At 64.7% G+C, this 26,669-nt stretch carries 26 protein-coding genes; 13 read left to right on the top strand and 13 right to left on the bottom strand.

Annotation, left to right across the window (positions count from 1 at the left end):
- Window positions 1-22: 22 nt before the first annotated feature.
- Window positions 23-586: a hypothetical protein gene (locus ABID59_RS08295; RefSeq protein WP_354083042.1), complete on the top strand. Its 564-nt coding sequence runs from the start codon at window positions 23-25 to the stop codon at window positions 584-586.
- A gap of 28 nt (window positions 587-614) precedes the next feature.
- Window positions 615-1,397, top strand: coding sequence for a hypothetical protein (locus tag ABID59_RS08290; protein ID WP_354083041.1), 783 nt, complete (start codon window positions 615-617; stop codon window positions 1,395-1,397).
- 104 nt (window positions 1,398-1,501) lie between these two features.
- On the opposite strand, the gene ABID59_RS08285 is transcribed toward ABID59_RS08290, so the two are convergent.
- The 3 genes from ABID59_RS08285 to ABID59_RS08275 are packed head-to-tail and all read right to left on the bottom strand — an operon-like array spanning window position 1,502 to window position 3,624.
- Entirely contained in the window at window positions 1,502-1,837 is a 336-nt protein-coding gene (locus tag ABID59_RS08285; RefSeq protein WP_354083040.1) for a hypothetical protein, read from the bottom strand.
- Window positions 1,838-1,861: 24 nt separating this feature from the next.
- Complete coding sequence (locus tag ABID59_RS08280) at window positions 1,862-2,488, bottom strand: HAD family hydrolase (RefSeq protein WP_354083039.1); 627 nt, start codon at window positions 2,486-2,488, stop codon at window positions 1,862-1,864.
- An 8-nt stretch (window positions 2,489-2,496) separates the two neighbouring features.
- Window positions 2,497-3,624 carry an alpha-hydroxy acid oxidase gene (locus ABID59_RS08275; RefSeq protein WP_148753712.1) on the bottom strand — a complete coding sequence of 376 codons (1,128 nt, stop codon included), beginning with the start codon at window positions 3,622-3,624 and terminating at the stop codon, window positions 2,497-2,499.
- Window positions 3,625-3,944: 320 nt separating this feature from the next.
- Between ABID59_RS08275 and ABID59_RS08270 the strand changes: the two genes are divergently transcribed.
- Window positions 3,945-5,282 (top strand): S41 family peptidase, encoded by a 1,338-nt coding sequence (locus ABID59_RS08270; protein WP_354083038.1) that lies wholly within the window; start codon window positions 3,945-3,947, stop codon window positions 5,280-5,282.
- 137 nt (window positions 5,283-5,419) lie between these two features.
- Here ABID59_RS08270 and ABID59_RS08265 read toward each other — a convergent pair whose 3' ends face one another.
- From ABID59_RS08265 to ABID59_RS08245, 5 genes are all read right to left on the bottom strand, one after another.
- On the bottom strand, window positions 5,420-8,140 hold the full coding sequence (locus ABID59_RS08265) for a bifunctional diguanylate cyclase/phosphodiesterase (protein ID WP_354083037.1): 2,721 nt from the start codon (window positions 8,138-8,140) through the stop codon (window positions 5,420-5,422).
- A gap of 147 nt (window positions 8,141-8,287) precedes the next feature.
- The gene (moaC, locus tag ABID59_RS08260; RefSeq protein ID WP_354037023.1) at window positions 8,288-8,815 is read right to left on the bottom strand and encodes a cyclic pyranopterin monophosphate synthase MoaC; all 528 of its coding nucleotides are present in this window, start codon (window positions 8,813-8,815) and stop codon (window positions 8,288-8,290) included.
- Entirely contained in the window at window positions 8,815-9,636 is an 822-nt protein-coding gene (trpC, locus tag ABID59_RS08255; RefSeq protein ID WP_354083036.1) for an indole-3-glycerol phosphate synthase TrpC, read from the bottom strand. Before trpC ends, moaC begins: the two co-directional genes overlap by 1 nt.
- 7 nt (window positions 9,637-9,643) lie before the next feature.
- Window positions 9,644-10,657 (bottom strand): anthranilate phosphoribosyltransferase, encoded by a 1,014-nt coding sequence (trpD, locus tag ABID59_RS08250; RefSeq protein WP_354083035.1) that lies wholly within the window; start codon window positions 10,655-10,657, stop codon window positions 9,644-9,646.
- A gap of 14 nt (window positions 10,658-10,671) precedes the next feature.
- Window positions 10,672-12,570 (bottom strand): SurA N-terminal domain-containing protein, encoded by a 1,899-nt coding sequence (locus ABID59_RS08245; protein ID WP_354083034.1) that lies wholly within the window; start codon window positions 12,568-12,570, stop codon window positions 10,672-10,674.
- Window positions 12,571-12,792: 222 nt separating this feature from the next.
- On the opposite strand from ABID59_RS08245, the gene tpiA reads away from it, so the two are divergent.
- The 3 genes from tpiA to pyrG all read left to right on the top strand — a co-directional run bounded on the left by tpiA (window position 12,793) and on the right by pyrG (window position 15,880).
- The gene (tpiA, locus tag ABID59_RS08240; RefSeq protein WP_354083033.1) at window positions 12,793-13,548 is read left to right on the top strand and encodes a triose-phosphate isomerase; all 756 of its coding nucleotides are present in this window, start codon (window positions 12,793-12,795) and stop codon (window positions 13,546-13,548) included.
- Between the two features lie 143 nt (window positions 13,549-13,691).
- Window positions 13,692-14,081 (top strand): preprotein translocase subunit SecG, encoded by a 390-nt coding sequence (gene secG, locus ABID59_RS08235; RefSeq protein ID WP_148753720.1) that lies wholly within the window; start codon window positions 13,692-13,694, stop codon window positions 14,079-14,081.
- A 167-nt stretch (window positions 14,082-14,248) separates the two neighbouring features.
- Window positions 14,249-15,880 (top strand): CTP synthase, encoded by a 1,632-nt coding sequence (gene pyrG / locus ABID59_RS08230; protein WP_148753721.1) that lies wholly within the window; start codon window positions 14,249-14,251, stop codon window positions 15,878-15,880.
- A 4-nt stretch (window positions 15,881-15,884) separates the two neighbouring features.
- Here the strand turns inward: pyrG and ABID59_RS08225 are convergent, their stop codons facing one another.
- The 3 genes from ABID59_RS08225 to ABID59_RS08215 all read right to left on the bottom strand — a co-directional run bounded on the left by ABID59_RS08225 (window position 15,885) and on the right by ABID59_RS08215 (window position 18,723).
- Entirely contained in the window at window positions 15,885-16,547 is a 663-nt protein-coding gene (locus ABID59_RS08225) for a class I SAM-dependent methyltransferase (protein WP_354037014.1), read from the bottom strand.
- Window positions 16,548-16,658: 111 nt separating this feature from the next.
- A complete protein-coding gene (locus ABID59_RS08220; RefSeq protein WP_354083032.1) occupies window positions 16,659-18,035 on the bottom strand; it encodes a sensor histidine kinase in 1,377 nt (458 codons plus the stop codon).
- A 10-nt stretch (window positions 18,036-18,045) separates the two neighbouring features.
- On the bottom strand, window positions 18,046-18,723 hold the full coding sequence (locus ABID59_RS08215; protein ID WP_354083031.1) for a response regulator transcription factor: 678 nt from the start codon (window positions 18,721-18,723) through the stop codon (window positions 18,046-18,048).
- A gap of 172 nt (window positions 18,724-18,895) precedes the next feature.
- Between ABID59_RS08215 and ABID59_RS08210 the strand changes: the two genes are divergently transcribed.
- The 6 genes from ABID59_RS08210 to ABID59_RS08185 all read left to right on the top strand — a co-directional run bounded on the left by ABID59_RS08210 (window position 18,896) and on the right by ABID59_RS08185 (window position 23,927).
- Complete coding sequence (locus tag ABID59_RS08210) at window positions 18,896-19,222, top strand: NIPSNAP family protein (protein WP_148753725.1); 327 nt, start codon at window positions 18,896-18,898, stop codon at window positions 19,220-19,222.
- Between the two features lie 125 nt (window positions 19,223-19,347).
- Window positions 19,348-20,199 (top strand): 3-deoxy-8-phosphooctulonate synthase, encoded by an 852-nt coding sequence (gene kdsA, locus ABID59_RS08205; protein ID WP_354083030.1) that lies wholly within the window; start codon window positions 19,348-19,350, stop codon window positions 20,197-20,199.
- Entirely contained in the window at window positions 20,199-21,410 is a 1,212-nt protein-coding gene (locus ABID59_RS08200) for an MFS transporter (protein WP_354083029.1), read from the top strand. Before kdsA ends, ABID59_RS08200 begins: the two co-directional genes overlap by 1 nt.
- A 119-nt stretch (window positions 21,411-21,529) precedes the next feature.
- The gene (locus ABID59_RS08195; protein WP_354083028.1) at window positions 21,530-21,982 is read left to right on the top strand and encodes a universal stress protein; all 453 of its coding nucleotides are present in this window, start codon (window positions 21,530-21,532) and stop codon (window positions 21,980-21,982) included.
- Window positions 21,983-22,231: 249 nt separating this feature from the next.
- Window positions 22,232-22,702, top strand: a complete 471-nt coding sequence (locus ABID59_RS08190; protein WP_354083027.1) for a hypothetical protein — start codon at window positions 22,232-22,234, stop codon at window positions 22,700-22,702.
- Complete coding sequence (locus ABID59_RS08185) at window positions 22,695-23,927, top strand: HlyD family secretion protein (protein WP_354083026.1); 1,233 nt, start codon at window positions 22,695-22,697, stop codon at window positions 23,925-23,927. Before ABID59_RS08190 ends, ABID59_RS08185 begins: the two co-directional genes overlap by 8 nt.
- A gap of 28 nt (window positions 23,928-23,955) precedes the next feature.
- Here ABID59_RS08185 and modA read toward each other — a convergent pair whose 3' ends face one another.
- Complete coding sequence (modA, locus tag ABID59_RS08180) at window positions 23,956-24,741, bottom strand: molybdate ABC transporter substrate-binding protein (RefSeq protein ID WP_354083025.1); 786 nt, start codon at window positions 24,739-24,741, stop codon at window positions 23,956-23,958.
- Between the two features lie 16 nt (window positions 24,742-24,757).
- Window positions 24,758-25,246 carry a preQ(1) synthase gene (gene queF, locus ABID59_RS08175; RefSeq protein ID WP_354037005.1) on the bottom strand — a complete coding sequence of 163 codons (489 nt, stop codon included), beginning with the start codon at window positions 25,244-25,246 and terminating at the stop codon, window positions 24,758-24,760.
- 126 nt (window positions 25,247-25,372) lie between these two features.
- Here queF and eno point away from each other — a divergent pair, with 126 nt between their 5' ends.
- On the top strand, window positions 25,373-26,656 hold the full coding sequence (gene eno / locus ABID59_RS08170; protein ID WP_354083024.1) for a phosphopyruvate hydratase: 1,284 nt from the start codon (window positions 25,373-25,375) through the stop codon (window positions 26,654-26,656).
- Window positions 26,657-26,669 lie beyond the last annotated feature (13 nt).

Raw genomic sequence — 26,669 nt, 5'->3', positions numbered from 1 at the left:
GCAACAGGGGTGGCGGGGTTTGATGCTTGCGGCTGCGCTGATGGTGGCGGCTGCCGCCGGTCATGCGGAAACGCCTCCGCCGGCGCCAAAGCCCGCGCAGATCGACCGCAACGGCGTGCTGATGCTGGTCCGCTCCTCGCTGCTTGCGCTCGACCACGCCAACAAGACCGGCAACTACACCGTGCTGCGCGATATCGGCGCGCCCGGTTTCCAAGTCAACTCGGCGGCGCGGTTGGGGGAGATTTTCGCCAAACTGCGCAACGACAATCTCGATCTCTCGGGTGTCGCCGTTATCGATCCGCAGCTCAACCTGCTGCCGCAGATCGAGGCCAACGGATTGATGCATTTGGCCGGCTTCTTTCCGTCGGTCCCGAACCAGGTCAATTTCGACCTGGCCTTCGCGCCGGTGAACGGACAGTGGCGGTTGTTCGGGATCTCGGTCTCAATTGGACAGAGCGGGCCGGCAGCGCCGAGCCCGCCCGAGCCGCGTGTTGAGCAAAAGCAGACCCCGACAAGTGCCAGCAAGCAGCCTGCGGCGGTCGCAAAGTCCGCACCGGCGACCAAGCCGGAGAACGCCCTCAAATAGACGCAGCAACTGAGCCTGACGAGCGAGAATGTTACCCGACGAAGCGCTGAAATCGATGAAAGTGATGTTTGCGACGCCTTGCTACATCTCGGCCGTCAGCATGCACTACGTCACCAGCATTTTCGAGCTGACCCATCACTGCAACCGGTTCGGGCTGCAATGCATCCTGCACATGCATTCGGAAAGCCTGATCACCCGCTCGCGCAACAAGATGGTGATCAAGTTCCTCTCCGACGAGACGCTCACCCATCTGTTCTGGATCGATTCTGATCTCGCCTTCACGCCGCAATCGGTCTGCCGCCTGCTCCTGATCGATCGCGACGTGACCGCCGGCATCTATCCGATGAAGAACTTCAACTGGCCGGAGGGAGGACTGCCGGCGGGAACGACCCGGCAGCAATTCGAGGATCGCTATACCGAATACCCCTTCAACCCAATCGGCCATGGCGTCGAGCGCATCAGCACCTATGCAGATGCCGATGGTTTTGCTGAGGTGGCGGAGGCGCCGACCGGTTTCATGTGCGTCAAGCGTGACGTGTTCAAGCAGATGATGGAGAAATATCCGGAGCTGAACTACGTCCCGGACGGCCCGCCGAATAATCCGCTGGCGCATCTGCATTGGCTGTTCTTCGACTGCATGGTCGATCCGGAGTCCGGCCGCTATCTCTCAGAGGACTATGCGTTCTGCCGCCGCTGGCGCGACATCGGCGGCAAGATATGGGTCGACCTGCAGTGCAAGTTGCTCCATCTCGGTCAGCACAATTTCCGCGGCGACCTCGAGGCGAGCCTGAGGCTTCAGGGCCGCTGGTGAGCCGGGGTACGCCCGAAGGGGCCGACGCGGCTCACCAGACGCAGGGACTGCTGAATTCGGGATGAGAAAAACGAATTGAAAGCAGCATGGCCAGGAGACGGCGGTCAGGCTGTCCCCGTTCCATGATCAGGATCGACATCCGGTGCCCTCAGGCTGTGATCCCCGCCGGGCATGGGATCGGCCCGAGATTTCAGATCCGCCGCTTTGCTCATCAGCTTGGCGGAAAGCTCGGAATCCGAGGTGGTCTTGGCGAACTTGACCAGCAGAGAGGCCTGCTTGGTGAGGTAGGTTTTGCCCAACACGATGATACGTCCGATGTAGAGGTTCCCAACGGACTCATTGAGTCCTGAACCGGGCATTCGTTCCGGGAACTCGGTATAAAAATGCACAAAGTGAGCTGGTTCCGCATTTTCAAGCGAAATAGTTCCTGAAACATCCAACGTGGACGATCCGCGACTTTGCCGTCACATACCCAGCGCTCTCAGCGCGTTCCCGACATCTCCGGGAGAGGTGACATGCACCGCCGTCAGCCCGCGGGCGCGGGCGCCTTCGACGTTTTCGGCGAGGTCATCGAAGAACACGATTCGCTCCGCCGGCACGCCGATCGCAGCCACCACGTGGTCAAACGCCTCCGCGTCCGGTTTGCGCAGGCCGATGCTGGAGGACAGATACAACTCGCGGAAATGGCCGAGCAGATCGGCATACTCTTTCGAAAAATGGTCTACATGCGGGCGGTTGGTGTTGGAGAAGGCATAGAGCGGCATCTGCTTCGCCGCGCGCGGCAGCAATTCGGCAACGTCGGGCATTTCGCCGGCGAAGATCGCGTTCCAGCCCTCCAGGAACTGCGCATCCGAAATGTCGATGCCGAGCGATGAGCGCAGCGACTGGAAATAGTCCTCGTCGCTGATCTTACCGAGCTCGTGCAGCCGGTAGGCCTCGCTGTCGCGCACATAACGCGCGAGGACGGCCTCAGGCTTGCACCCGGCATGTCCTGCCCAGCAGGCGATCGCCTTGGAGAAATCGATGTCGAGCACGACGCGCCCGAGATCGAACAGAAGCGCATCCGCGCTGCCGGGAGAGAGCGATGTCATTCTATCCTTCAGTATCGGTAGGGTTCATGGTCGAACAGCGGGAACGCGCTGAACACGCTCGGCGCATTGGTTGCGGCGGCCTGGTGCAGGCAGGATTTGTCGACCTCGGCGAACGAGGTGGCACCGAGGAGGCCGAGGCAGCGCAGCACCTCGTCCTCGAGCAGCTCGAGCATTCGCGTCACGCCGTTCTCGCCGGCCGCTGCCAGGGCCCAGCACTGCAGCCGGCCGATGCCGACGAGGTCGGCGCCCGCTGCGATCGCCTTGACGATGTCGGTGCCGCGGCAGATGCCGCCATCCACCATGATCTTGGCGCGACCCTTCACCGCCTCGACGATCTCGGGCAACACATGCATGGCACCGCGGCCGTGATCGAGCTGGCGGCCGCCGTGGTTGGAGACATAGATCCACTCGACGCCGTGATCGACCGCGATCTGCGCGTCCTCGGCGGTGGCGATGCCCTTGAGGATAAGCGGTATCCGGAACTTGTCCTTGACCATCTTCACGGTCCGCCACTCCAGCCCCTTCTGGAAATCGCCGCCAGTGGCGCGCAGGCGGCTTTCGCGAACGTAGCGCTTGGCGATGTCACGCTCACGACGGCTGTAATGGGCGGTGTCGACGGTCAGGCAGAAGGCGGCATATTTGGCCTTCTCGGCGCGGCTGACGACGTCGGCGACGAAGGCATCATCGCCGCGGACATAGAGCTGGTACATGCGCAGCGCATCGGGGGCGGCTTCGGCGGTCTTCTCCAGACCGGGCTCGGAGACCGAGCTCAACATGTGCGACGCCCCGAAGGTGCCGGCCGCGCGCGCGACGCTGGCGGCTCCATGCGGGTCGAAGATTTCCAGCGCGCCGACAGGGGCGAGCACCACGGGCAAGCGCATCTTGCGGCCGAACTGCTCGACCGAGCCGGAGACCTTGCGCACGTCACGCAGCACGCGCGGGCGAAAGGCGATCTCGTCCAGGGCCATGCGATTGCGGCGCATCGTGGTCTCGGTCTCCGCGGCGCCGACGATGTAGTCCCAGGCGTTCTGGTTGAGGTTGGAACGCGCCTTCCGGATGAATTCGTGCAGGTTCTGGAACGGCTCGTTGCTGGCGCCGAGTTCGACGTTCCGTTCCGGCCGGAGCGCTTCGTTCATTGTTATCCTCCCGAGAATTTGAAGCCTTATGCCATCGGGTATCCCGTTCAGGGCTGCAAAACCATCCTAAAATCGCATAGCAGCGAGGCGTGGGCCGGCCGACCGATTCCTGCTTTGCGCGAGGTGGTTTCCGAACGTTGCCAAAAGTTTAGGTCCAGACGAAGGGATTTCTACAAGCTGCCCGCCGGCGTGGCACCGCCGGCCTTGAAGAAACCGGAATGATATTGTGAGAACCGGTCTGGATCGCCATTTGCATGGCGGCTCCCAAGCCCGAACGAACTGCCCCAAGAGAACCGCGAAGCAAAAAGGCCAACCATTCCATGCGGAAAACCCTGCTGTTCCCCCTGGGCGCGCTCACCGGAGCATGCTTGACCCTCCTCGCATCCGGTCCGCATGGCGGACTATGGGCGGCGCGGGCGGCAGCGAATGCGGATGACGCCTATTCGCAGCTCAACCTGTTCGGAGAGGTGTTCGAGCGGGTGAAGGCGAGCTATGTCGAGAAACCCGACAATTCCAAGCTGATCGAAGGCGCGATCACGGGCATGGTGACCGCGCTCGATCCGCATTCCCGCTACATGAACGACAAGGCCTGGACCGAGATGCAGGAGACCACCTCCGGCGAGTTCGGCGGGCTCGGCATCGAGGTCACGATGGAGGAGGGCCTGGTCAAGGTCGTCTCGCCGATCGACGATACGCCGGCGTCCAAGGCCGGGCTCATGTCCGGCGACCTCATCAGCAAGATCGATGGCGAGGCCGTGCAGGGCATGACACTCGAGCAGGCGGTCAACAAGATGAAGGGGCCGGTCGACACCAAGACGAAGCTCACCATCATGCGCAAGGGCGCCGATGCGCCGCTCGATGTCGCGATCACGCGCGAGATCATCCATGTCCGCCCCGTCCGCTTCCACGTCGAGAACGGCGACATCGGCTACATCCGCGTCACCTCCTTCAACGAGCAGACCACCGACGGCCTGAAGAAGGCGATCGCCTCGATCTCCAAGGACGTCCCGCAGGAGAAGCTTGTCGGCTACGTGATGGACCTGCGCAACAATCCGGGCGGCCTGCTCGACCAGGCCGTGTCGGTGTCCAGCGCGTTCCTGCAGCGCGGCGAGGTCGTCTCGACCCGCGGCCGCAATCCGGAAGAGACCCAGCGCTTCACCGCGCATGGCGGCGACCTCACCAAGGGCAAGCCGCTTGTGGTGCTGGTCAACGGCGGCTCGGCGTCGGCGTCCGAAATCGTGGGCGGTGCGCTGCACGATCACAAGCGTGCCACGATCATTGGCACCCGCTCGTTCGGCAAGGGCTCGGTGCAGACCATCATTCCGCTTGGCGCTGGCAACGGCGCGCTGGCGCTGACCACAGCGCGCTACTACACGCCATCGGGCCGCTCGATCCAGGCCCAGGGCATCGCGCCTGACATCGAGATCCTCCAGGACGTGCCGGCCGAGCTGAAAGGCCGCGTCGACACCATGGCGGAGTCGCAGATGCGCGGCCATCTGCAGGCCGCTGACGGCAGCGAGCAGACCGGATCGCAATCCTATGTCCCGCCGGAAGAGAAGGACGACAAGGCGCTGCACGCGGCCTACGACTTCCTGCACGGCGTCACCGTGAACGCGGCCGCCGCGAAGCCGGCGCCGAAGACCACCGTGCCGAACTAGCTGATCGAGATGCCGTAGGTGGGCAAAGGAGCGTAAGCGACGTGCCCACCGCTTCTGCGTGTGCGGGAAGACAAGAGGTGGGCACGCTCGCTTTGCCCACCCTACGAAGTATTCCATCTACGAACTAGCGGTCCTTGCTAGCCTGCCTCGCGGCGGCGAGCTTCGTTGCCGTCGCGCTGGGCGAGGCGGCTGCGATGGAGCGCGAACAGCTCCACGACCTTGTCGGCCGGCTTTGCGGCGCTGAACAAATAGCCCTGCATCTCGGTGCAGCCGAGCGTGCGCAGCAGCCGCTGCTGTTCCTCGGTCTCGACGCCTTCGGCCGTGGTCGCCATGCGGCGGGCGCTGGCGAGGTTGACCACGGCCTGCACGATGCTGGCAGAGCCGTCGGGGCCTGCGATGTCGTTGACGAAGCAGCGGTCGATCTTGATCTTGTCGAACGGGAAGCGGTGCAAATAGCTCAGCGAGGAGTAGCCGGTGCCGAAATCGTCGAGCGCGATGCGGACGCCGATGGCGCGGAGCTGGTGCAGGATCGCAAGCGCGGTCTCGTCGTCGCGGATCAGCACGGCCTCGGTGATCTCGAGCTCGAGCCGGCTCGCCGGCAGATTGGAGGCGGCCAGCGCCGCCATGATCTTCAGCGCCAGCGTGCCGCTCTTGAACTGCACCGGCGAGACGTTGACGGCGAGGCGGATGTCGTCGGGCCAGCCGGCGGCGTCGCGGCAGGCAGTCGCCAGCACCCATTCGCCGATCTCGTTGATCAGCCCGGTATCCTCGGCAATCGGGATGAACTCGGCCGGCGAAACCATGCCGCGCTCGGGGTGGCGCCAGCGCACCAGCGCCTCGCAGCCGGTGATGCGGTCGTCCTTGAGGCTGAGGCAGGGCTGGTAATAGACCTCGAGGCCGCCATGAGCGATGGCGTGGCGGAGATCGATCTCCAGCTGTCGCCGCTCGCGCACCTTGGCGTCCATTTCCGGCTCGAAGAATCGGCAGGTGCGGCGCCCGGCGGCTTTGGCGGCGTACATCGCCATGTCCGCGTTCTTCAGGATCTGGTCCAGCGCGGTGCCGTGTCCCGGCGCCAGCGCAATGCCGATGCTGGCGTCGGTGGTGAGATGATGCCCCATGCAGTCGAATGGTGTGCGGATCGCCGCGAAGACCCGCGCGACGAGCTCGTTGACCTGGTCCTGGGAGGTCACCGCGCTCTGGACGATCGCGAACTCGTCGCCGCCGAGCCGCGCCACGAAGTCGGTGGGGCCGGCGCAGCCGCGGAGGCTCTCCGCCACCGATTTCAACAGCTCGTCGCCGACGAGATGGCCGAGCGCGTCGTTGACGCCCTTGAATTCGTCGATGTCGATGTAGTGCACGGCGAGCTCGTCGCCGTCGACGATGGCGAGCAGCTCTCCGCGCAGATGTTCGTGGAACATGGCGCGGTTCGGCAGGTCGGTCAGCGCGTCGTAATGCGCGAGATGGGTGATGCGCTCCTCGATGCGGCGACGTTCGGTGATGTCCTCATGGGTCGCGACCCAGCCGCCGTCGCCGAGCGGCTCGTTGACGATCTGGATCGAGCGGCCGTCGCCGGTATCAACGACCATGGAGTTGCGCACATGGACATCGCGCAGCACGCGTGCGACATACTGGTCCACGTCGCCCGGGAACGAACCCGTGGCCTTGCGGTGCGCGATGATGTCGAGAAAGCTGTAGCCTGGCTTCACGATCTCGGCCGACAAGCCGTACATCTCGATGTAGCGCTGGTTGCAAACCACGAGCTTTTGCGAGGCGTCGAACAGCAGCAGGCCCTGGGTCATGTTGTTGACGGCGCGGTCGAGGCGCTGCTTCTCCAGCGTCAGCCGCTCCCGGGACATGCGATGCTGCTCCACGAGCTTGCGCACGATCGCGATCAGCACGCCGGCGATCGCGAGCGCGGAGGCGCAGGCGACCGAAATCAGTATGCCGATCTGCTCGCGCCAGTCGGCAAGCGCCGCCGCGCGCGTGGTCGTCGCCATCATCAGGATCGGGAAGTGGGGCAGGGCACGCGCCGAGACCAGCCGGTCCTCGCCGTCGACCGGGCTCACGAAACGTCCGGCGAAGTGATCGAGCGTGAAGATCTTTTGCTGCTCGAACGAGCCGTTCCTGAAATTGTGTCCCATTATCTCGCTGGAATGCGGGAAGCGGGCAAGCAAAGTGCCGTCGCGATGCAGCATCGAGATCGTCGCGCCTTCGCCGAGCATGACGGTCTCGAAGAATTTCTCGAAATTGGCCGGCTCGATGCCCCGTCCGACGATGCCCATGAACTCGCCGTGCGGACCCATGATCTTGCGCACGATCAGGATGGTCCAGGCGCCGGAGATGCGGCTGTGCACCGGTTCGATCAGCACGTCGGGCGCCTGCGGATCGTATCGGAAGGTGCGATAATAAGAGCGGTCGGAAACGTTGACCTTCGGGGCCGGCCATGCCGTCGAGGAATTAATGACATTGCCGTCGGCGTCGATGATGTTGACGCCGCCCACGTAAGGCAGCGCCTCGATCTTCGAACGCAGCATTTGGTGCACGTCCTGGCCGGCGAGGCGCCCGCGATAGTCCTCCGCGGTCGTGATTCCGCTCGCGCGCACATGGCCGACGAAATCCTTCTGGATGACCGCGAAATCCTGCAATTGCTGATCGAAATGATGGGCGAGCAGCAGCACGGTGTTTTCCAGCTCACGGCCGGAGTTGCGTAGCGCGCGCTCGCGGAAGTTCTGCGCCATCAGCACCGCGCCGACGGCGATCGCAGCGATCAGGAGTGTGCCGCCCACCACCAGCCAGCGGATCGGTCCGCTGCGGACGAAGGCCTGGTCAAGGAGGCGACTGCCGTATCCCGTCATCATGTCGTCGCTGCCGTACACACGTCAGGGTCAATTCATGACCCCCGTACATCCGTCGGTTTACAGGATCGATGTGGAGGCGACGTTAGGAAGCGGGGTTAACGCGGCATAAACCGCAACACACAAATGCAATCGATGCGCATGGCGTGATCAGGCGCGGTAGTGGCCCGACTTGCCGCCGAGCTTCTCGACGAGCCGGATGCCCTCGATGCGGACGCCGCGCTCCACCGCCTTGATCATGTCGTAGATGGTGAGACAGGCGACAGAGACCGCCGTCAGCGCTTCCATCTCGACGCCGGTGGGGCCGGTCACCTTGACGCTGGCACGCACCACACAGCCCGGCAGCTTCGCGTCGGGCTCGATGTCGACCGTGACTTTCGACAGCGCGAGCGGATGACAGAGTGGGATCAGCTCGGAGGTGCGTTTCGCCGCCATGATTCCGGCGATGCGCGCGGTGCCGAGCACGTCGCCCTTCCTGGCATTGCCGGAGACGATCAGGTCGAGCGTCGCCCTTTCCATGACGACGCACCCTTCGGCGACGGCGAGCCGCTCGGTTGCGGTCTTGTCCGAGACGTCGACCATCCGCGCCTCGCCGGAGGCGCTGATATGGGTGAGGGCAGGGCTCGCCTTGTTCGACGGCTTGGTCTTCTGCTTGGTCTTGGACGGCTTGCGCGCCATCAGCGCGTGCCCGTGGCGCGAGCCTTGGACTCGCGCGCGAGCAGCGTGCGCGTCGCCGCGGTGACGTCGGCCTGCCGCATCAGGCTCTCGCCGACCAGGAAAGTCGACATGCCGACGCGCTCGAGCCGGGCGAGGTCGGCAGGCGTGAAGATGCCGCTCTCGCCGACCATCAGCCGCTCGTCGGGGATCAGCGGCGCCAGCGTCTCGCTGGTCGCAAGCGTGGTCTCGAAGGTGCGCAGATTGCGGTTGTTGACCCCGATCATCGGCGAACGCAGCTTCAGCGCGCGATCAAGCTCGGCGCCGTCATGGATCTCGATCAGCACATCCATGCCATAGGCGATGGCAGCGTCTTCGAGGTCCCTGGCGGTGGCGTCGTCGAGCGCGGCCATGATGATGAGAATGCAATCGGCGCCATGCGCGCGGGCCTCGACCACCTGATAGGTGTCGAACAGGAAATCCTTGCGCAGCACCGGCAGTGACGTGGCTGCGCGCGCGGCCACCATGAAGTCGAGATGGCCCTGGAACGAGGGCGTGTCGGTCAGCACCGACAGGCAAGCCGCGCCGCCCGCCTCATAGGCCTGGGCGAGCACGGGCGGATCGAAATCTTCGCGGATCAGCCCCTTGGACGGCGAGGCCTTCTTCACCTCGGCGATCAGCGCATAGTCGCCATTGGCGTGCTTGGCCCTGATCGCGCGCACGAAACCGCGCGGCGCGCCTTGCGCATTGGCCTTTGTCTCCACCGCCGCGAGCGGCTGCGCGCGCTTGGCTGCGGCAATCTCCTCGCGCTTGTAGGCTTCGATCTTGGTCAGGATATCAGACATGACAGGCTCAGCTGTTCGAGACCGCGATCAGATGCTTCAGCCGCGCGCTCGCCGCGCCGCCGTCGAGCGATTTTGCTCCGATCGCGACGCCCTCCTTAAGGTCCTTGGCGCGTCCGGCGACGATGAGCGCGGCCGCGGCGTTGAGGAGTGCGACGTCGCGATAGGGGCTCGGCATGCCGTCGAGCACGCTTTGCAGCGCGATCGCATTGGCGTCGGCATCGCCCCCCTTGAGTGCACCGGGCTCGCAGCGCGACAGGCCGGCGTCCTCGGGCGTCACCTCGAAATTCCTGATCTCGCCATTGTGGAGTGCGGAGACGAAGCTCGGGCCAGTGAGGGTGATCTCGTCCAGCCCGTCGGAGCCGTGCACCACCCAGGCGGATTCGGAGCCGAGGTTCTTCAGCACCTGCGCCAGCGGCTGCACCCATTGCCGCGAGAACACCCCGACCATCTGCCGCTTCACGCCGGCGGGGTTGGACAGCGGGCCGAGCAGATTGAAGATCGTGCGCGTCGCGAGCTCGACCCGGGTCGGGCCGACGTTCTTCATGGCGGGATGATGAGCCGGCGCGAACATGAAGCCGATGCCGCATTCGCGCACGCAGCGCCCGACCTGCTCGGGCTTGAGGTCGATCTTCACGCCGAGCGAGGCCAGCACGTCGGCGGCGCCCGAGCGCGAGGACAGCGCGCGGTTGCCATGCTTGGCCACGGGGAGGCCCGTGCCCGCGACGATGAACGACGCGCAGGTCGAGACGTTGACCGAGCCGGAGCCGTCGCCGCCGGTGCCGACGATGTCGACGGCGTCCGCAGGCGCATCGACCGTGAGCATCTTCGAGCGCATCGCCGTGACCGCGCCGGTGATCTCGTCCACGGTCTCGCCGCGCACCCGCAGCGCCATCAGCAGGCCGCCCATCTGCGAGGGCGTAGCCTCGCCGGACATCACGGCGTCGAAGGCGGAAGCGGCCTCGTCACGCGACAGGCTGGCGCCGGTCGCCACTTTTCCAATGATCGATTTCAGGTCGTCCATCGCGTGCTTTCAACTCACTGGTTCGCGCCGGTCACCTGCGCGAAGGCGGCCTGATTGATGGTGGTCCCGATGTCGGCTTCAAGCTTGTTGACGTAGGAAGCAACCTGCTCGTCGGTCAACGACCGGTCGGTGCTGTCCTTCAGCTTCTTGACGGCGTCGGAGGCCGTGTCGGCCGCGGGATCGACGATGTCGGTGACGCGGTAGACGATGACTTCGCCGCCGCCGGTCACGGGCGCCTGTCCGACGCCGTCCTTGGCGGTGCGGAAAGCGGCCGCAACGATGTTCGCGGGCACGCTGGCGGGCGTGTCGTCGCGCTTGAAGCCGCTGGCGGTCTCGACCTTGGCGTTGATCGCGGCCGCCTCGTCAGCGAGCCTGCCGCCCTGTTCGAGCTTCTGCACCATCTCGGTCGCCTTCGCCTTCAGCTTGGTGGCGATCTGGTCCTGGCGCCAGCGGGCCTCGACCTGGTCTCGAACCTCGTCGAGGTTGCGGTCGCGCGACGGCGTGATGGCGACCACGTCGTACCAGACATAGCCGCCCTTGAACGAGATCGGGTCGTTGTCGACGCCGACGTCGCTGTTGAAGGCCTGCGACACCACATCGAGGCCCTGCGGAATGTTGGCGACGGTCTGCCCGTTCGGCGCGCGGCCCGAGCGGTCGACGGCATCGATGGTCACGGCGGTGAGCCCGAGCTTCTGGGCGGCATCGGCGACGCTGGTGCCTGCGCCGCGCTCGTCTTCCATCTTGTCGCGGAGCTCGCCGACCTTGACGCGGGCGCGCTCGGTCGCGATCTGGCGCTTCACGTCGCCGGCAAATTTGGCGTAGTCGGCCTCGACGCCCGGCTCGATCTTGTCGACCTTGACGATCGAGACGCCGAGACGGCCCTGGATCGGCTGGCTGATCTCGCCTGCGGCAAGCGCGAAGGCGGCATCGCCGACAGCGGATTCGAGCGCGGATTTGGCCACGAGCCCGAGATCGACGTCGGTGGCGTTCAGTCCGCGCTCCTTGCCGAGGTCCTCGAAGGAGAGGCCGCCGGCGAGGCGCTCGCGCGCGGCCTGCGCGTCGGCAGCGTTCGGGAACACGATCTGGTAGATATGGCGCTTCTCCGGCGTGGAGAGCTGGTCCTTGCGCTGCTCGAACAGTTTCTTCGCGTCGTCATCTGAAACGTCGCTCCACTTGGCGATTTCCTCAGGCGAGATCACTGCGAAGACGATCTTGCGGTATTCGGGCGCGCGGAACTGGACCTTGTGATCCTCGAAATAGGCGGCGAGCGCCTCGGGCGAGGGCGCCTCGATGGTGCCTGCCTGGGCCGTGTCGAGCCTGACGAACTCGATCGCGCGCTGCTCGTTCTGGAAGCGCGTCGCGACGTCGAGCATGGCTTTCGGCGGCTCGAGGCCGGCGCCGATCGTGCCGGTGATCTGCCGGCGCAGTGCCACCTTGCGCTGCTCGGCGACGTAGCGCTGCTCGGTGTAGCCGAAATTACGGATCAGGCTCTGGAAGCGGTTCGCGTCGAATTTGCCATCGACGCCATTGAAGTTCGGATCGTTCATGATGAGCTGTCGGATCTGCTCATCGGATTGGCCGAGCCCGAGCCGGCGTGCGTTCTCGTCGAGGGCGGCTTCCGCAATCGTCTGCTGGAGCACCTGGCGATCAAGGCCGAACGCGCGCGCCTGTTCCGGTGTCAGCGGGCGGCCGAACTGGCGGCCGATCTGCTGGAGGCGGTCGGTGTAGATCTGGCGGAACTCGTTCAGCGAAATCTCGGTGTGGCCGACCTTGGCCACCGTGGACTGTCCAAAGCCCCGGAAGATGTCGGCGATGCCCCAAATGCCGAAGCTGATGATCAACACGCCCATCACGACGGCCATGATGGTCTTGCCGACCCAGTTTGATGAGGCCTTGCGCATTCCTCGAAGCATTTGGTCCAACTTGTCTGAAAGGAGGGGAACGGGAGCGCGTCTTAATGCAGATTCCGCAGAAGCGCGTCACCAAATTGATATGCCATCATAAAGTGGCGGCTTTCCCCCCGCAACCTCAGCTCAGGCCGCCCTTCGAAGCTGCGGTTAAAAGCCCCTGGTCTCTGGAACTGCCGCGGCACCTCTGCTAGCGCATGCACAAACCTCATTTTGCTGGGAATTGACATGACCGATGCCATCCGACCGCTGATTGCCGGCAACTGGAAAATGAACGGCCTGAAGGCCGCGGCCGCCGAATTCGACGCCATGCTCAATGGCGCGGCAGCGGTGGCCGGCAAGGCCGATCTGCTGGTCTGCCCGCCGGCAACCCTGATTGCAGCCTTTGCCGACAAGGCGCACGGCAAGAAGGTCGCCGTAGGGGCCCAGGATTGCCATCCCAAGGCCTCCGGCGCCCATACCGGCGACATCGCGGCCGAGATGCTGGCGGACGCGGGTGCGACCGCCATCATTGTCGGCCATTCCGAGCGCCGCGCCGACCATGGCGAGGGCGATGTGCTGATCCGGCAGAAGGCGGAAGCCGTCTGGCGGGCAGGAGCGGTCGCGATCGTCTGCATCGGCGAGACGCAGGCCCAGCGCGATGCCGGGGAGACCCTGGACATCGTCCGCGGCCAGCTCAACGGCTCGCTCCCGGACGGCTCCACCGCAGCCAATCTGGTCGTGGCCTATGAGCCGGTGTGGGCGATCGGCACGGGCCTGACTCCCACGTCCCAGGATGTCGAGCAAGTTCATGGCTTTATCCGGGAACTCCTGACGTCCCGTTTCAAGGCGGATGGGGCGGCGATGCGGATCCTGTATGGCGGCTCGGTCAAGCCGTCGAACGCGGCCGAGCTGATGGCGGTCAAAAACGTCAACGGCGCGTTGGTCGGCGGTGCCAGCCTGAAAGCGGCCGATTTCCTTGCGATCGCCAAGGGCTGCCCCTAGCTAATTCGTAAAGCGCGGGGCCGTGGCCGATCGGGGGTGGCAATGCCGTTTCCGATCGTGTAACACCGCGCAACTTCAGGAAAACCCGCGAAGCGCGATCGGCTGCCGGTACCGGCGCTGTCGGCTTGTGACGGAAGGATACTATGCAGACTGTTGTCATCGTCATCCACCTCATGATCGTGGCCGTCATGATCGGTGCCGTGCTGCTTCAGAAGTCGGAAGGCGGCGGCCTCGGCATGGGCGGAGGCGCGGGCTTCATGTCGAGCCGCGGCACCGCGAATCTGTTGTCGCGCACCACCGCGGTCCTGGCTGCCGGGTTCTTCCTGACCAGCCTGTTCCTGTCCTGGTACGCCGGCTATAACCGTGCACCGTCCTCGATCATCGGCCAGCCGGCGTCGCAGACCCAGCCGGCCGGCGGTGGACCGATCACCCCACCGACCTCGGGCGGCATTCTGGATACGCTGAAGAAGGCGGACGAGCAGCAGCAGGCCCCGGCAGCGCCGAGTGGCCCGCAGGTGCCTCGCTCGCAATAAAGCAGGGGCGCCATGCAGGGCGGTGGCTACCATCCTGCATCAACAGCCCCCATCAAGGCTCTGTCACCACTCTTAGTTTTGGCTCACCCACAGGCCCGCAGGATTCTTTGGGGCGGAATGCGAATCGCTTTGGCGAATCGGATTCGAGGGATTAGAGGTTAGGTCCCATGGCGCGGTACATATTCATCACCGGCGGCGTGGTTTCTTCGCTCGGCAAGGGTTTGGCTTCAGCGGCACTCGGTGCCCTGCTGCAGGCCCGGGGCTACAAGGTCCGCCTCCGCAAGCTCGACCCCTATCTCAACCTCGATCCCGGAACGATGTCGCCGTATCAGCACGGCGAAGTGTTCGTGACCGATGACGGCGCGGAGACCGATCTCGATCTCGGTCACTATGAGCGCTTCACCGGGCGGCCTGCGACGAAGCAGGACAACATCACGACGGGGCGCATCTACCAGGACATCATCTCGAAGGAACGTCGCGGCGATTATCTCGGCGCGACCATCCAGGTGGTGCCGCACGTCACCAACGCGATCAAGGAATTCGTCCTCTCCGGCAATGACGATTACGATTTCGTGCTGGTCGAGATCGGCGGCACCGTCGGCGATATCGAAGGCCTGCCGTTCTTCGAGGCGATCCGTCAGCTCAAGAACGAGCTGCCGCGCGATCACGCCATCTACATTCACCTCACGCTGCTGCCGTACATCCCGAGCGCCGGCGAGCTGAAGACGAAGCCGACGCAGCACTCGGTGAAGGAGCTGCGTTCGATTGGCATCCAGCCGGACATCCTGCTCTGCCGCACCGATCGCGAGATCCCGAAGGAAGAGCGGCGCAAGCTCGGCCTGTTCTGTAACGTGCGCGAGAGCGCCGTGATCGAGGCGCGCGACGCCGACAGCATCTATGCCGTGCCCGAAGCCTATCACGCGGCGGGCCTCGACGACGAAGTGCTCGCCGCCTTCGGCATCGAATCGCGCATCCCGCCGGTGCTCAAGAGCTGGCACCAGATCAACGAGCGCATCCGTAATCCCGAGGGCGATGTCACCATCGCCATCGTCGGCAAATACACCGGCATGAAGGATGCGTATAAGTCCCTGATCGAGGCGCTCTCGCATGGCGGCATCGCCAACAAGGTGAAGGTCAATCTCGACTGGATCGAGAGCGAGATCTTCGAGAAGGAAGATCCGGCGCCGTTCCTCGAGCACGTCAACGGCATCCTGGTGCCCGGCGGCTTCGGCCAGCGCGGCGCGGAGGGCAAGATCAAGGCGGCGCAGTTCGCGCGCGAGCGCGACGTGCCGTATTTCGGCATCTGCTTCGGCATGCAGATGGCGGTGATCGAGGCCGCGCGAAACCTCGTCGGCATCGAGGAGGCCAACTCCACCGAATTCGGCCCGACCAAGGAGCCGCTGGTCGGCCTGATGACGGAGTGGCTGCGCGGCAACGAGCTCGAGAAGCGCTCGCGGGCCGGCGATCTCGGCGGCACGATGCGGCTTGGCGCTTATCCCGCCGCGCTCGATCGCGGCAGCCGCGTCTCGCAGGTCTATGGCGGCGCAACCGAGATTTCGGAACGCCACCGCCACCGCTATGAGGTCAACACCGCCTACAAGGACCGTCTCGAGCAGCACGGCCTGAAATTCTCCGGCCTCTCGCCCGACGGCGTGCTGCCGGAGATCGTCGAGTACGAGGATCACCCCTGGTTCATCGGCGTCCAGTTCCACCCCGAGCTGAAGTCGCGCCCCTTCGAGCCGCACCCGCTGTTCGCCTCGTTCATCCAGGCGGCGATGGTGCAGAGCCGGTTGGTCTGATTCCTCAAGGCGAGGTGGTGAGGTCGTGCTCGCGATGCATTGCCTCGCGAGCGACCGGCACTGACGCGTTAGCTGCAACCGATCCGGCAATGAGCGTCATCTGCGGCCGCCGCGTCAGCTTGTAGACGGCGGCGGGCGGCACGTTCAGGAAGGCGCGATCGACCAGCGTCGCGCGCAGGCCGAGACGGTCGAGCACCGGCCGCGGGATCGGGCAGCTCATGCCATAGGTGAACTGGTAGAAGGCGCCGCCGGGGCGAACATAGCTGAATGCGCCGCCGAGGATCGAGACGACCTTGCGGGTCGACATGTTGAGCAGCGGCAGGCCGCTTACGACCGCGCCGACCGGCGCACCGTCATAGAGCCGCTCCGTCGCCAGCCGCGCCGCATCCATCCACAGCACGCGCGCGCCGGGGAAGCGCATCTGCAAGAGCTTCATGAAGTCCGAGCCGTATTCGATCAGCGTGAGGTCCTGTGGCCTGACGCCGCGTTTCAAGAGCTTGTAGGTGAAGGCGCCGGTGCCGGGACCGAGCTCGAGGATCGGGCCGGTCTTCTCGGTGATCTCGCGCGTGATGAGATCGGCGAGCGCCGCGCCCGATGGCGCAATCGCGCCGACCCGGCGCGGCGAAGACATCCAGGAAATAAAGAAGGACAGGAAATCGTTGGGCATGCGCACTCCGGCATTTCGATTGCACCTCGGAAGTTCAGAGGTGAGGCGGATGCACTGTCGCGGGAGTGGATTGCGACAGCATTGCGCTGTGAGCCGTGAAAGCGGATTGAATCAATTCTGTGGGCTTGGCCGCAGCGTCATTCTGAAGCAGGTGCCGCCGTCCACCCCGTCGGTGACCGAGACCTGTCCGCCATGCAGGAGCACGATCTCGCGCACCATGTTGAGACCGAGGCCGGCGCCGCGATCGAGCGGCGTGAGCCGGTAGAACGGTTCGAAAATCTGCGCGCGTTGATCAGCGGGAATGCCGGCGCCTTCGTCGGTGACCTCGATGCAGGCGGGCTTGCTCACGCGAATGCCGATCGTGCCGCGGCGAGGGCCGTGCTGGATCGCGTTCTGCACGAGATTGGTCAGCGCGCGCTCCAGCGCGGCGGCATCACCGATCGTCTCGATCGGCGTTGAGGGTGCATCGAGCTCCAGCTCGTAGCCCGCGGCGATCGCGAGCGGTGCGAGGTCGGCGGCCGCGCTTTGCGCCATCGCGACGAGGTCGACGCGCGTGAAGGGATGACCGCAACGGTCAAGGCGCTGGATGTCGAGCAACTGCTCGGCGAGCGTCGCCAGCCGCGCGGCATCCTCCAGCAGCCGGGTCTTGTCCGGACCGGAGGGGAGCGATTCCAGCCGCGTGTTCAGGATCGCGATCGGCGTCCGCAGCTCGTGCGCGGCATCCGCAACAAAGCGCTTGTGACGGGCATAGCCCTGATCGAGTCGCGCCAGCGCCTCGTTAACTGCGGTGACCAGCGGTACGACCTCCAGCGGAACTTTCTCCACCGACAGCCGCGCGCCGCGCTGATGGATGTCGATGCGCCGCGCCTGATCCGCGGTCGCATCCAACCCCCTGAAAGCGCGCTGCACGATCATCGGCGTCGCGATGAAGGTCGCGGTCCCCATCACGAGCAGGCCGGGCAGGGCGATGCCGAGAAACGCCAACGAGGTCATCAACAGCGCCTTGGCGCCGGTCAGCCGTCCCTGCGTCGCCGTGATGATCTGCACATTGCCGGCATCGGTGTCGACGCGCTTCAGCCGCGCCGCCGGCTTTCGCGGGTCGTCCTCGAACATCTGCCAGCCGAGCCGCGCCTGGCTGATCTGGTCGAGGCTGCCGCCGATTGCCGCGAATTCCGCCGGCGCGGCGCCTTCAGTGAGCGAATGTCCCTGCCGGTCGCGGACCAGAAACCAGAGGTCCGGTGTCTCGGCACGCAATTGTTTCAGGTCTGGCGTCTGGCGCAGGGTCAGGTCGCCTTCAGCGTTACGCGCGAGCGCGCGCTGCACGACATCGATGACGCGATCCTCGTCGCGATCCGCGAGCACGAAGCCTGAGGCGCAGAGCGCACCGACGACAACAGCAACCAGCGCCAGCAACAGTGCGGCCTGGAGCGCAAGCAGGCGCCAGCTCAATCGCGAGCGCAGGCAATAGGGATCGTCGTGCTTGCTCATGTTGGCTTCTTCAAGTCGGCAGCTTCCTCAGGAGATAGCCGACGCCGCGAATGCCGTGGATCTCCACGCCGGCGTCGGCATCAGTGAGCTTGCGGCGCAGCCGCGAGACATGGGTGTCCAGCGCATTCGACTGGATTTCGTCGTCGAAATTGTAGACAGCCTCTTCCAGCGCTGCGCGCAGCACCGTGCGGCCCATCCGGCGGATCAGGGCTTCGAGCACCAGCAGCTCGCGGCGCGGCAGCTCGAACGGCTGGTCGTCGATGCTGGCCTCGCGATGGCCGACATCGAAGGCGAGGCGGCCGGCGCGGATGACGTCCGGAGACAGCCCCGCGGGCCGCCGCAGCACGGCGCGCAGTCGCGCCAATAACTCCTCGACCGCGAACGGCTTGGCGAGATAATCGTCGGCGCCGCTGTCGAGCCCGGCGATGCGGTCGGCGAGCTCGCCGCGAGCGGTCAGGACGATGATCGGCACGCCGTCGGCGCGTGCGCGAAGCTTCGGGATCAGGGTGAGGCCGTCGCCGTCGGGAAGCTGGCGGTCGAGCAGGACGGCGGCATGGACGTCGGCGGAAATCGCTTCCTCCGCATCCGCAAGCGTGGGGGCGTGATCCACCACCATGTCGTAGCGCCTGAGCGCCGACGACAGCGCTGTGGCCATCTCCGCCTCATCCTCGACGAGCAAGATTCGCATGATCCGCCACCTCAACCCCATTGAGCCATTCTAGCGGCCCGATCATTGCGGCAGCATTGCGGGAACAGGACCAGCCATGCGCGAAACGCCGCGGGGGCCGCCGGGCAGGGCTCAAGACAGTATCAGGGCCGATCGTTATAACCTCCGCACCTGTTCAGGGAGGAATACAACAATGATCTACGAGATGCGCGTCTATCACTGCCTGCCCGGCCGCCTTCCGGCGCTGTTGAAGCGGTTCGAGACGGTGACGCTGAAGCTCTGGGAGAAGCACGGCATCCGCCAGGCCGGCTTCTTCACCACGCTGATCGGTGAATCCAACCAGGAGCTGACCTACTTCCTGGCCTGGGAATCGCTTGCCGAGCGCGAGACCAAGTGGGGCAAGTTCATGACCGACCCGGACTGGATAAAGGGGCGCGCCGAGAGCGAAGCGGACGGCCAGATCGTCGGCAACATCGTCAGCCAGCTGCTGACGCCGACCGCCTTCTCGTCGGTCAAATAGCGCTTGTCCGGCATGGGTTGCGACGGGAACCCTCGCGCAACCCTGATATTCTGATAGCCCGGGCCGAATGGGGTTGATCGGCCCCTCATCACCGCTATGGTCGCGGCGAAACGAGGGAATTGGCCTTGAGCTCTTCATCATCCGCGGCCCCGGTCGTCACTGTTGGCACGGCCAGGTTCGGCAATGAACTGCCGATCTCGATCATTGCCGGCCCGTGCCAGCTCGAAAGCCGCCAGCATGCGCTGGAGGTGGCCTCCGCGCTGAAGGAGATCGCCGCGCGGCTGAAGATCGGCCTCGTCTACAAGACCTCCTTCGACAAGGCCAACCGCACCAGCGCCTCGGCGGAACGCGGTCTCGGCTTGGCGCAGTCGCTCCCGATCTTCGCCGAGATCCGGTCCTCGCTCGGCCTGCCCGTGCTCACCGACGTGCACGATGCTGCGCAATGCGCCGACGTCGCACAGGCCGTCGACATCCTGCAGATCCCGGCCTTCCTGTGCCGCCAGACCGATCTGCTGCTGGCCGCGGCCGCAACCGGCAAGGTCGTCAACGTCAAGAAGGGCCAGTTTCTCGCCCCCTGGGACATGACGAACGTGGTCGCCAAGATCACCAGCGCGAACAATCCCAACGTGCTCGTCACCGAGCGCGGCGCCTCCTTCGGCTACAACACGCTGGTATCGGACATGCGCGCGCTGCCGATCATGGCGCGCACCACAGGTGCGCCCGTGATTTTCGACGCGACCCATTCGGTGCAGCAGCCGGGCGGGAAGGGTGCGTCCTCCGGCGGCGAGCGCGAATTCGTGCCGGTGCTGGCGCGCGCGGCGGTCGCCGTCGGTGTCGCCGGCGTCTTCATCGAGACTCACCCCGATCCCGACCGCGCGCCGTCGGACGGGCCCAACATGGTGCCGCTGCGCGAGTTCGAAGGCTTGATCCGTACGCTGATGGCGTTCGATACGATCGCCAAGGGCCAAATGCACTGATGCACGAGCCCGTGGCCAGGCCGTCGACCGACCAGAGGTTTCCGCCTGCGATCAACATCATCGCGCTTGCGAGCTTCTCGGCTGCATTGTCGACGCGGGCGCTCGACCCGGTGCTGCCGCATGTCGCGGAGGAATTTTCGATCAGCATCACGACGGCGGCGAGCATCGCGGCCGGCTACGCCCTGATCTACGCGCTGATCCAGCCGATCGTCGGTGCGGCGGCCGATCTGTTCGGCAAGGCGCGGCTGATGACGTTGTGCCTGGCGCTGCTCGGCGTCGCCTGCGTTCTCGGCGCGCTCTCGACCTCCTTCTCGGGCCTGTTCGCGAGCCGCATGCTCGCCGGCATCGCCTCGGGTGGCGTGTTCCCGGTTGCGCTCGGCCTCACCGCCGACCTGGTAGCACCAGCCAAGCGGCAGGTGGCGATCGGACGCACGCTTGCCGGTTCGATGACCGGCAATCTGCTCGGCGCGACCGCCTCGGGCATCATCGGCGATCTCGTCGGCTGGCGCGGCGTGCTCGTGATCGTCGGGGCGCTCGGGCTGATCGCGGCTGTCGCGGTCGCGGCGGGCTTTCGCGGCGCCGCCCTGACGGCGCCGCCGAAGAGCGACCTGAAGACCTTGCGGCAGGGCTATCGCACCATCCTCGCCAATCCCAACGCGCGCTATTGCTATTCGGCCGTGTTCGTCGAGGGCTGCTGCGTGTTCGGGCTGTTTCCCTTCATCGCCGCCTTGCTGTTCGATCTAGGCGAGACCTCGCTGTCGATCGCGGGCATCGTGATCGCGGGTTTCGCGGTCGGTGGGCTGTTCTACACGTTCACGGTCTCGCGCTTCCTGCCGCGACTGGGCGTCAGGGGCATGATGATCGCAGGCGCGAGCCTCGTCGCGCTCCAGCTCGCGGCACTCGCTCTTGGGCCCGGCTGGAAAGTCCAATTCGCCATCATGCTGCTGATGGGCTGGGGCTTCTACATGATCCACGGCTGCCTGCAGGTGTTCGCCAGCGAGCTGTCGGTCGAGGCGCGTGCGACGGCGATGTCGCTGCACTCGTTCTTTTTCTTCATGGGCCAGACGGTCGGACCGCTGGCCTACGGGTTCGGGCTTGCGCATACCGGCAAGGCGCCGACGCTGGTCGCGAGTGCCGTGCTCATGGTGCTGCTGGGCCTTGCCTGCGCCGCGCTCCTCAAGCCGCGGGCACCGTCCGACGCGCGTGCCTGAGGCCAGTGTTTCGCGGGCCGAGATATTGAGATTGAAATAAAAGCGAATAGACCGGAGGCCGGGATCGGACCATATTCGGAGGCATCACTTGCAGGGGGCAATCAGCAAGGAGCCACCCAATGTACGCCAATATCCTCTTGAGCACCGACGGCTCGGATGTCGCAAGAAAAGGCGTTGAGCATGGAATTGCTCTGGCAAAGGCCTTGAATGCCAAAGCGACAATCGTCACCGTGACGGAACCGCTGCCGATCGACTATGGCGGCGGATTCGATTCGGGATGGGTTCCCTCGCAAGAAGAGATTGATCAGTTTGACGCAGCCTGCAGGCAACGCGCGGGCAAGGTGCTCGATCAAGCTCGATCCATGGCAGAGCGGAGCGGGCTGCCGGTAGAGCTCTTACACGTTCCGAATGCGCACCCCGCCACCGCGATTGTCGAAACGGCAAAGTCCAGGGGCTGCGATTTGATTGTCATGGCCTCGCATGGACGTCGCGGCCTCAGGAAGCTGTTCCTGGGAAGTCAGACGTCCGAAGTTCTCGTCAACGGAAGCGTGCCGGTATTGGTCGTGCCGTAGTCGCGAGCACGCCCGTTGGCCGCCAATCCGTCGAGCCAGTCGAGCTCGCTCACGGCTGAAGGCGACAGCTTCATTGTTGGCGCGGCGGCTGATGCGCGCAAACGCGAAGGCCTGTTTTCCCAGCGCGTACGAGACGGGCCGAGGCGCATCTTGAAGGTGTGGCACGAGCTTTGTGCTTGCCAAGTTCCGGCATTGTGAAAGAATGAATTTGGAGCGGCCGGCTCCCAATGCAATTTCGGGGAGAGACGCGTGAGTGAATCGCTTCATCCCGCCGCCCCGCATCACCTGCCTTCCTTCATCACCGCGCCGGGTGACACCGATGTCCTGATGGTTGTCGTCGGAATCGTTCTGGTCGGCGCCGTTCTCGCAGTCGGAAATATCTATCTGCACCTGCACACTTTGCCGGAGCGGAAGGCTCACAAATCGCAGAAATTCCAGTTTGAGATCGTGGCCGTACTGGGACTGCTGGCGCTGTTCACGCACAACCACCTGTTCTGGGTGATCGGCCTGTTCCTCGCCATGATCGATCTGCCCGACTTCAGCACGCCGCTGCGCAAGATTGCCGGCTCGGTCGAGAAGATGGCCGGCGTCGCGCCGGAGCAAGATCCGACCGAGCCACCGAATGGAGCTGGTGCTGCGCAACCTCCTGTGGTCGGCGATGCCAAGGCTGAGAGCGTCAAGGCTGAGAGCGCCAAGAGCGAGGTGGCCGGTCATGCTTGAGCTGCTGCTCTGCTCGCTCCTGACAATATTTCCCGACTATCTCTATCGCCGATATCGGCAGGGAAAGCGCCTCGGGCACGAGATTACGCTTTATTCGGTCTGGTTCGAATTGCGATTTGGCATCATCGCCTGCCTGATGCTGACCGTCTCGCTGATTACGATGATTTTCTATTATCACCCGTCGACCACATCGGCTACGTTGTACTATCGGACCGTGCCTATCGTCCCCGAGATCACCGGACGGGTGGCAGAGGTTCATGTCGACTACAGCGCGCCGATCAAGCAAGGCGACGTGATCTTCAGGCTCGACAATTCCAAACAGCAGGCGTCGCTGGAGACGGCGAAACGCAAGGTCGCCGAAGTCGATGCATCGATGCTGACGGCGCAGGCCGATATTCTCAAATCGGAAGGCCAGATTCAGGAAGCCAAGAGCGCATTGCAACAGGCCAACGACGAACTCGACGTCAAGCGCGAGCTACAGAAACGCAATCCGGGGATCGTGCCGCAGCGGGATATCGAAAAGCTCGAGGTGGCCGTCGCCGGCCGTCAGGGCTCGGTCGATGCTGCAACTGCGGCAAGGCAGTCCGTAACGACGCGCGTCAGCGCGCTTCTCCCGGCAGAGAAGGCAAGCGCGGAAGCCGCGCTCGCTGAAGCGCAGGTCGATCTGGACAAGACCTACGTTCGCGCCGGCGTGGACGGCCGTGTCGAACAATTCCTGCTGCGGCCGGGCGACGTCGTTAATCCCATGCTGCGGTCCGCGGGCGTCCTGATCCCCGAAGGCGCTGGGCAACGCGCACTTTCGGCGGGGTTCGGTCAGATCGAAGCGCAAGTCATGAAAGTCGGAATGGTGGCCGAGGCCGCCTGCATTTCAAAGCCATGGACCATCATTCCGATGGTGGTCACGGACGTGCAGGATTACATCGCAGCGGGCCAGTTCAGAGGCGGTGAGCAACTGCTTGAAGTGCAGAATACCGTTCGACCCGGCACGATTCTCGTTTTCATGGAGCCGATCTACAAGGGCGGCCTAGAGGGTGTGACGCCCGGCAGCAGTTGCATTGCTAACGCCTACACCAGCAATCACGAATTGATCGCGTCGGGCAAAATCGGTGCGTTTAAAAGCTTCGCATTGCACATCGTCGATGCGACCGGACTTGTGCACGCCATGCTGCTGCGGATTCAGGCCCTGCTGTTGCCGGTCAAGACGCTGGTGCTGAGCGGGCATTGATCTGCCCGCGAGCCCGCTCTCGTGGACACTAAGGCCCGATCGGCTCCATCCCGCGCGCGATGATCGCGTCGCGGGCCGCGGGCGAGGCGAGGAATTTGATCAGGGCCCGGCCGGCCTCTTGTTCTTTCGATACGGTCGCGATCCCGGCCGAGAAGATCGTGATCTGCTGCAATTCCTTCGGCAGGGGACCTACGATGTCGATGCCCTTCACGGGCTTCAATTCGCTGATCTGCTGGAAGCCGAGCTCGGCCTCGCCGTGCGCGACGATCTCGCCGACCGGCGTCGCCGGAATCTTTCGCGCCTTGTCCTTCATGGCTTCGGTGATTCCGAGCTTGTCGAACATCTCGGTCGAGACGTAGACGCCGCTGGCGCTGTCGGAATAGGCGATCGTCTTCGCGGCCAGTAGCGCCTGCTTGACTGCGTCCACCGAGCTGATGTCCGGCTTCGGCGCCCCCGATTTCACGGCGACCCCGATCGGCGATCGCGTCAGATCGATCTGGCTGCCGGCCACGACCTTGCCCTTGCTGACGAGATCGGTCAGCGCGTAGCCCACCATGATCAGCACGTCCGCCGGCTCGCCGCGCTCGAGCCGGACCGGAATCGCATTGGTGGTGGTGCCCATCGACGGCCCGTAGGCGGTCAGCACCTTGTTGCCGGTGGCTTTCTCGAACTCAGGCACGAGCGCCTGAAAGGCCGCCGTCAATCCTCCCGAGATCATCACGCGGACTTCGGCAGCGTGGGACGCGCCGGTGAACCACAGGACGCCAAGAAGGCCGAAGGCAACGCCGCGGAATTTTGCAGGTATCGATGTCATCGTCACGGGTCTCCAACTAGCCCCGGCCGCGATAGGGCGCGACGCCTTGTTCGGGCAACCATAGGCCCTTCGGCACGCGGCCGGTCTGCCAGAACACATCGATCGGGATGCCGCCGCGCGGGTACCAGTAGCCGCCGATGCGCAAGAATTTCGGCTTGATCTCGGCGGCGATGCGCTTGCCGATCATCACGGTGCAGTCCTCATGGAAGGCGCCGTGGTTGCGGAAGCTCGCGATGTAGAGTTTCAGCGATTTCGACTCCAGCAGCCATTGGCCGGGCGCGTAGTCGATCATCAGATGGGCGAAATCGGGCTGGCCGGTCACCGGGCAGAGCGAGGTGAACTCCGGCACGGTGAAACGGACCAGATATTCGGTCCCTCCTTGCGGATTCGGGACTCGGTCGAGCTTCGCCTTCTCGGGCGCATCCGGCCATTCCACGGCACGGCCGAGCTGCAGGGCAGGGGAATCTGAACGTGAGTTGCTTGATTTGCTGGGTTTTTTCGACATGAGGCCGCCTCCGAGCGGCCCTCTTAGCCAATCGTGGCGCGGCCGTCACCCGGCCTTTTCCGCTTCGATGCATTGCGGTAGAAGCACCGCCAACTGCCCCCCTTTGCTCCCCGAAAAGAGGCCCTCATGACCGCCATCATCGAAATCATCGGACGCGAAATCCTCGATAGCCGCGGCAATCCCACTGTCGAGGTCGACGTCGTGCTGGAAGATGGCGCGCTCGGCCGCGCCGCCGTGCCCTCCGGCGCCTCCACCGGCGCCCATGAGGCGGTCGAGCTTCGCGACGGAGACAAGACCCGCTATCTCGGCAAGGGCGTCACCAAGGCGGTCGGCGCCGTCAATGGCGAGATCTTTGAGGCCCTGAGCGGCCTCGATGCCGAGCAGCAGGCGCAGATCGACCAGATCATGATCGACCTCGACGGCACGCCGAACAAGAGCCGGCTCGGCGCCAACGCCATTCTCGGCGTCTCGCTTGCCTGTGCCAAGGCGGCCGCGAATTCGCTCGACATGCCGCTCTACCGGTATGTCGGCGGCACCTCGGCGCGGTTGCTGCCGGTGCCGATGATGAACATCATCAATGGCGGCGTGCATGCCGACAACCCGATCGACTTCCAGGAGTTCATGATCCTGCCCGTGGGCGCGTCCTCCTTCGCCGAAGGCCTGCGCTACGGCGCGGAAGTGTTCCACACCCTGAAGTCCGAACTGAAGAAGGCCGGCCACAACACCAATGTCGGCGACGAGGGCGGCTTCGCCCCGAACCTGCCGTCGGCGGATGCCGCGCTTGAGTTCGTCATGAACGCGATCGGCAAGGCGGGCTACAAGGCAGGCAGCGATATCGTGATCGGCCTCGATTGCGCCTCGACCGAATTCTTTAGGGACGGCAAGTACGTCTATGAAGGCGAGGGCAAGACCCGTTCGGTCTCCGAGCAGGCCAAGTACCTTGCCGACCTCGTCGGCCGCTATCCGATCGTCACCATCGAAGACGGCATGTCGGAAGACGACATGGACGGCTGGAAGGAGCTCACCGACCTCATCGGCAAGAAATGCCAGCTGGTTGGCGACGATCTCTTCGTCACCAACGTCAAGCGTCTCGCCGAAGGCATCAAGGCCGGCCGCGCCAACTCGATCCTGATCAAGGTCAACCAGATCGGCACGCTGACCGAGACGCTCGCCGCCGTCGAGATGGCGCACAAGGCCGGCTACACCTCGGTCATGTCGCACCGCTCGGGCGAGACCGAGGATTCCACGATCGCCGACCTCGCGGTCGCCACCAATTGCGGTCAGATCAAGACCGGCTCCCTTGCACGTTCCGATCGCACCGCCAAATACAACCAGCTCCTCCGCATTGAGCAGCAGCTCGGCAAGCAGGCGCTCTACGGCGGCAAGGCGGCACTGAAGGCGCTGGCATAAGCCAGCGCTTGAA

Origin of the sequence: Bradyrhizobium sp. S3.3.6, assembly GCF_040546905.1 — a bacterium.
Lineage (GTDB): Bacteria > Pseudomonadota > Alphaproteobacteria > Rhizobiales > Xanthobacteraceae > Bradyrhizobium > Bradyrhizobium cytisi.
Note: the sequence above shows the minus strand (reverse complement) of the source record. Positions and strands in the feature narration are given on the sequence as shown.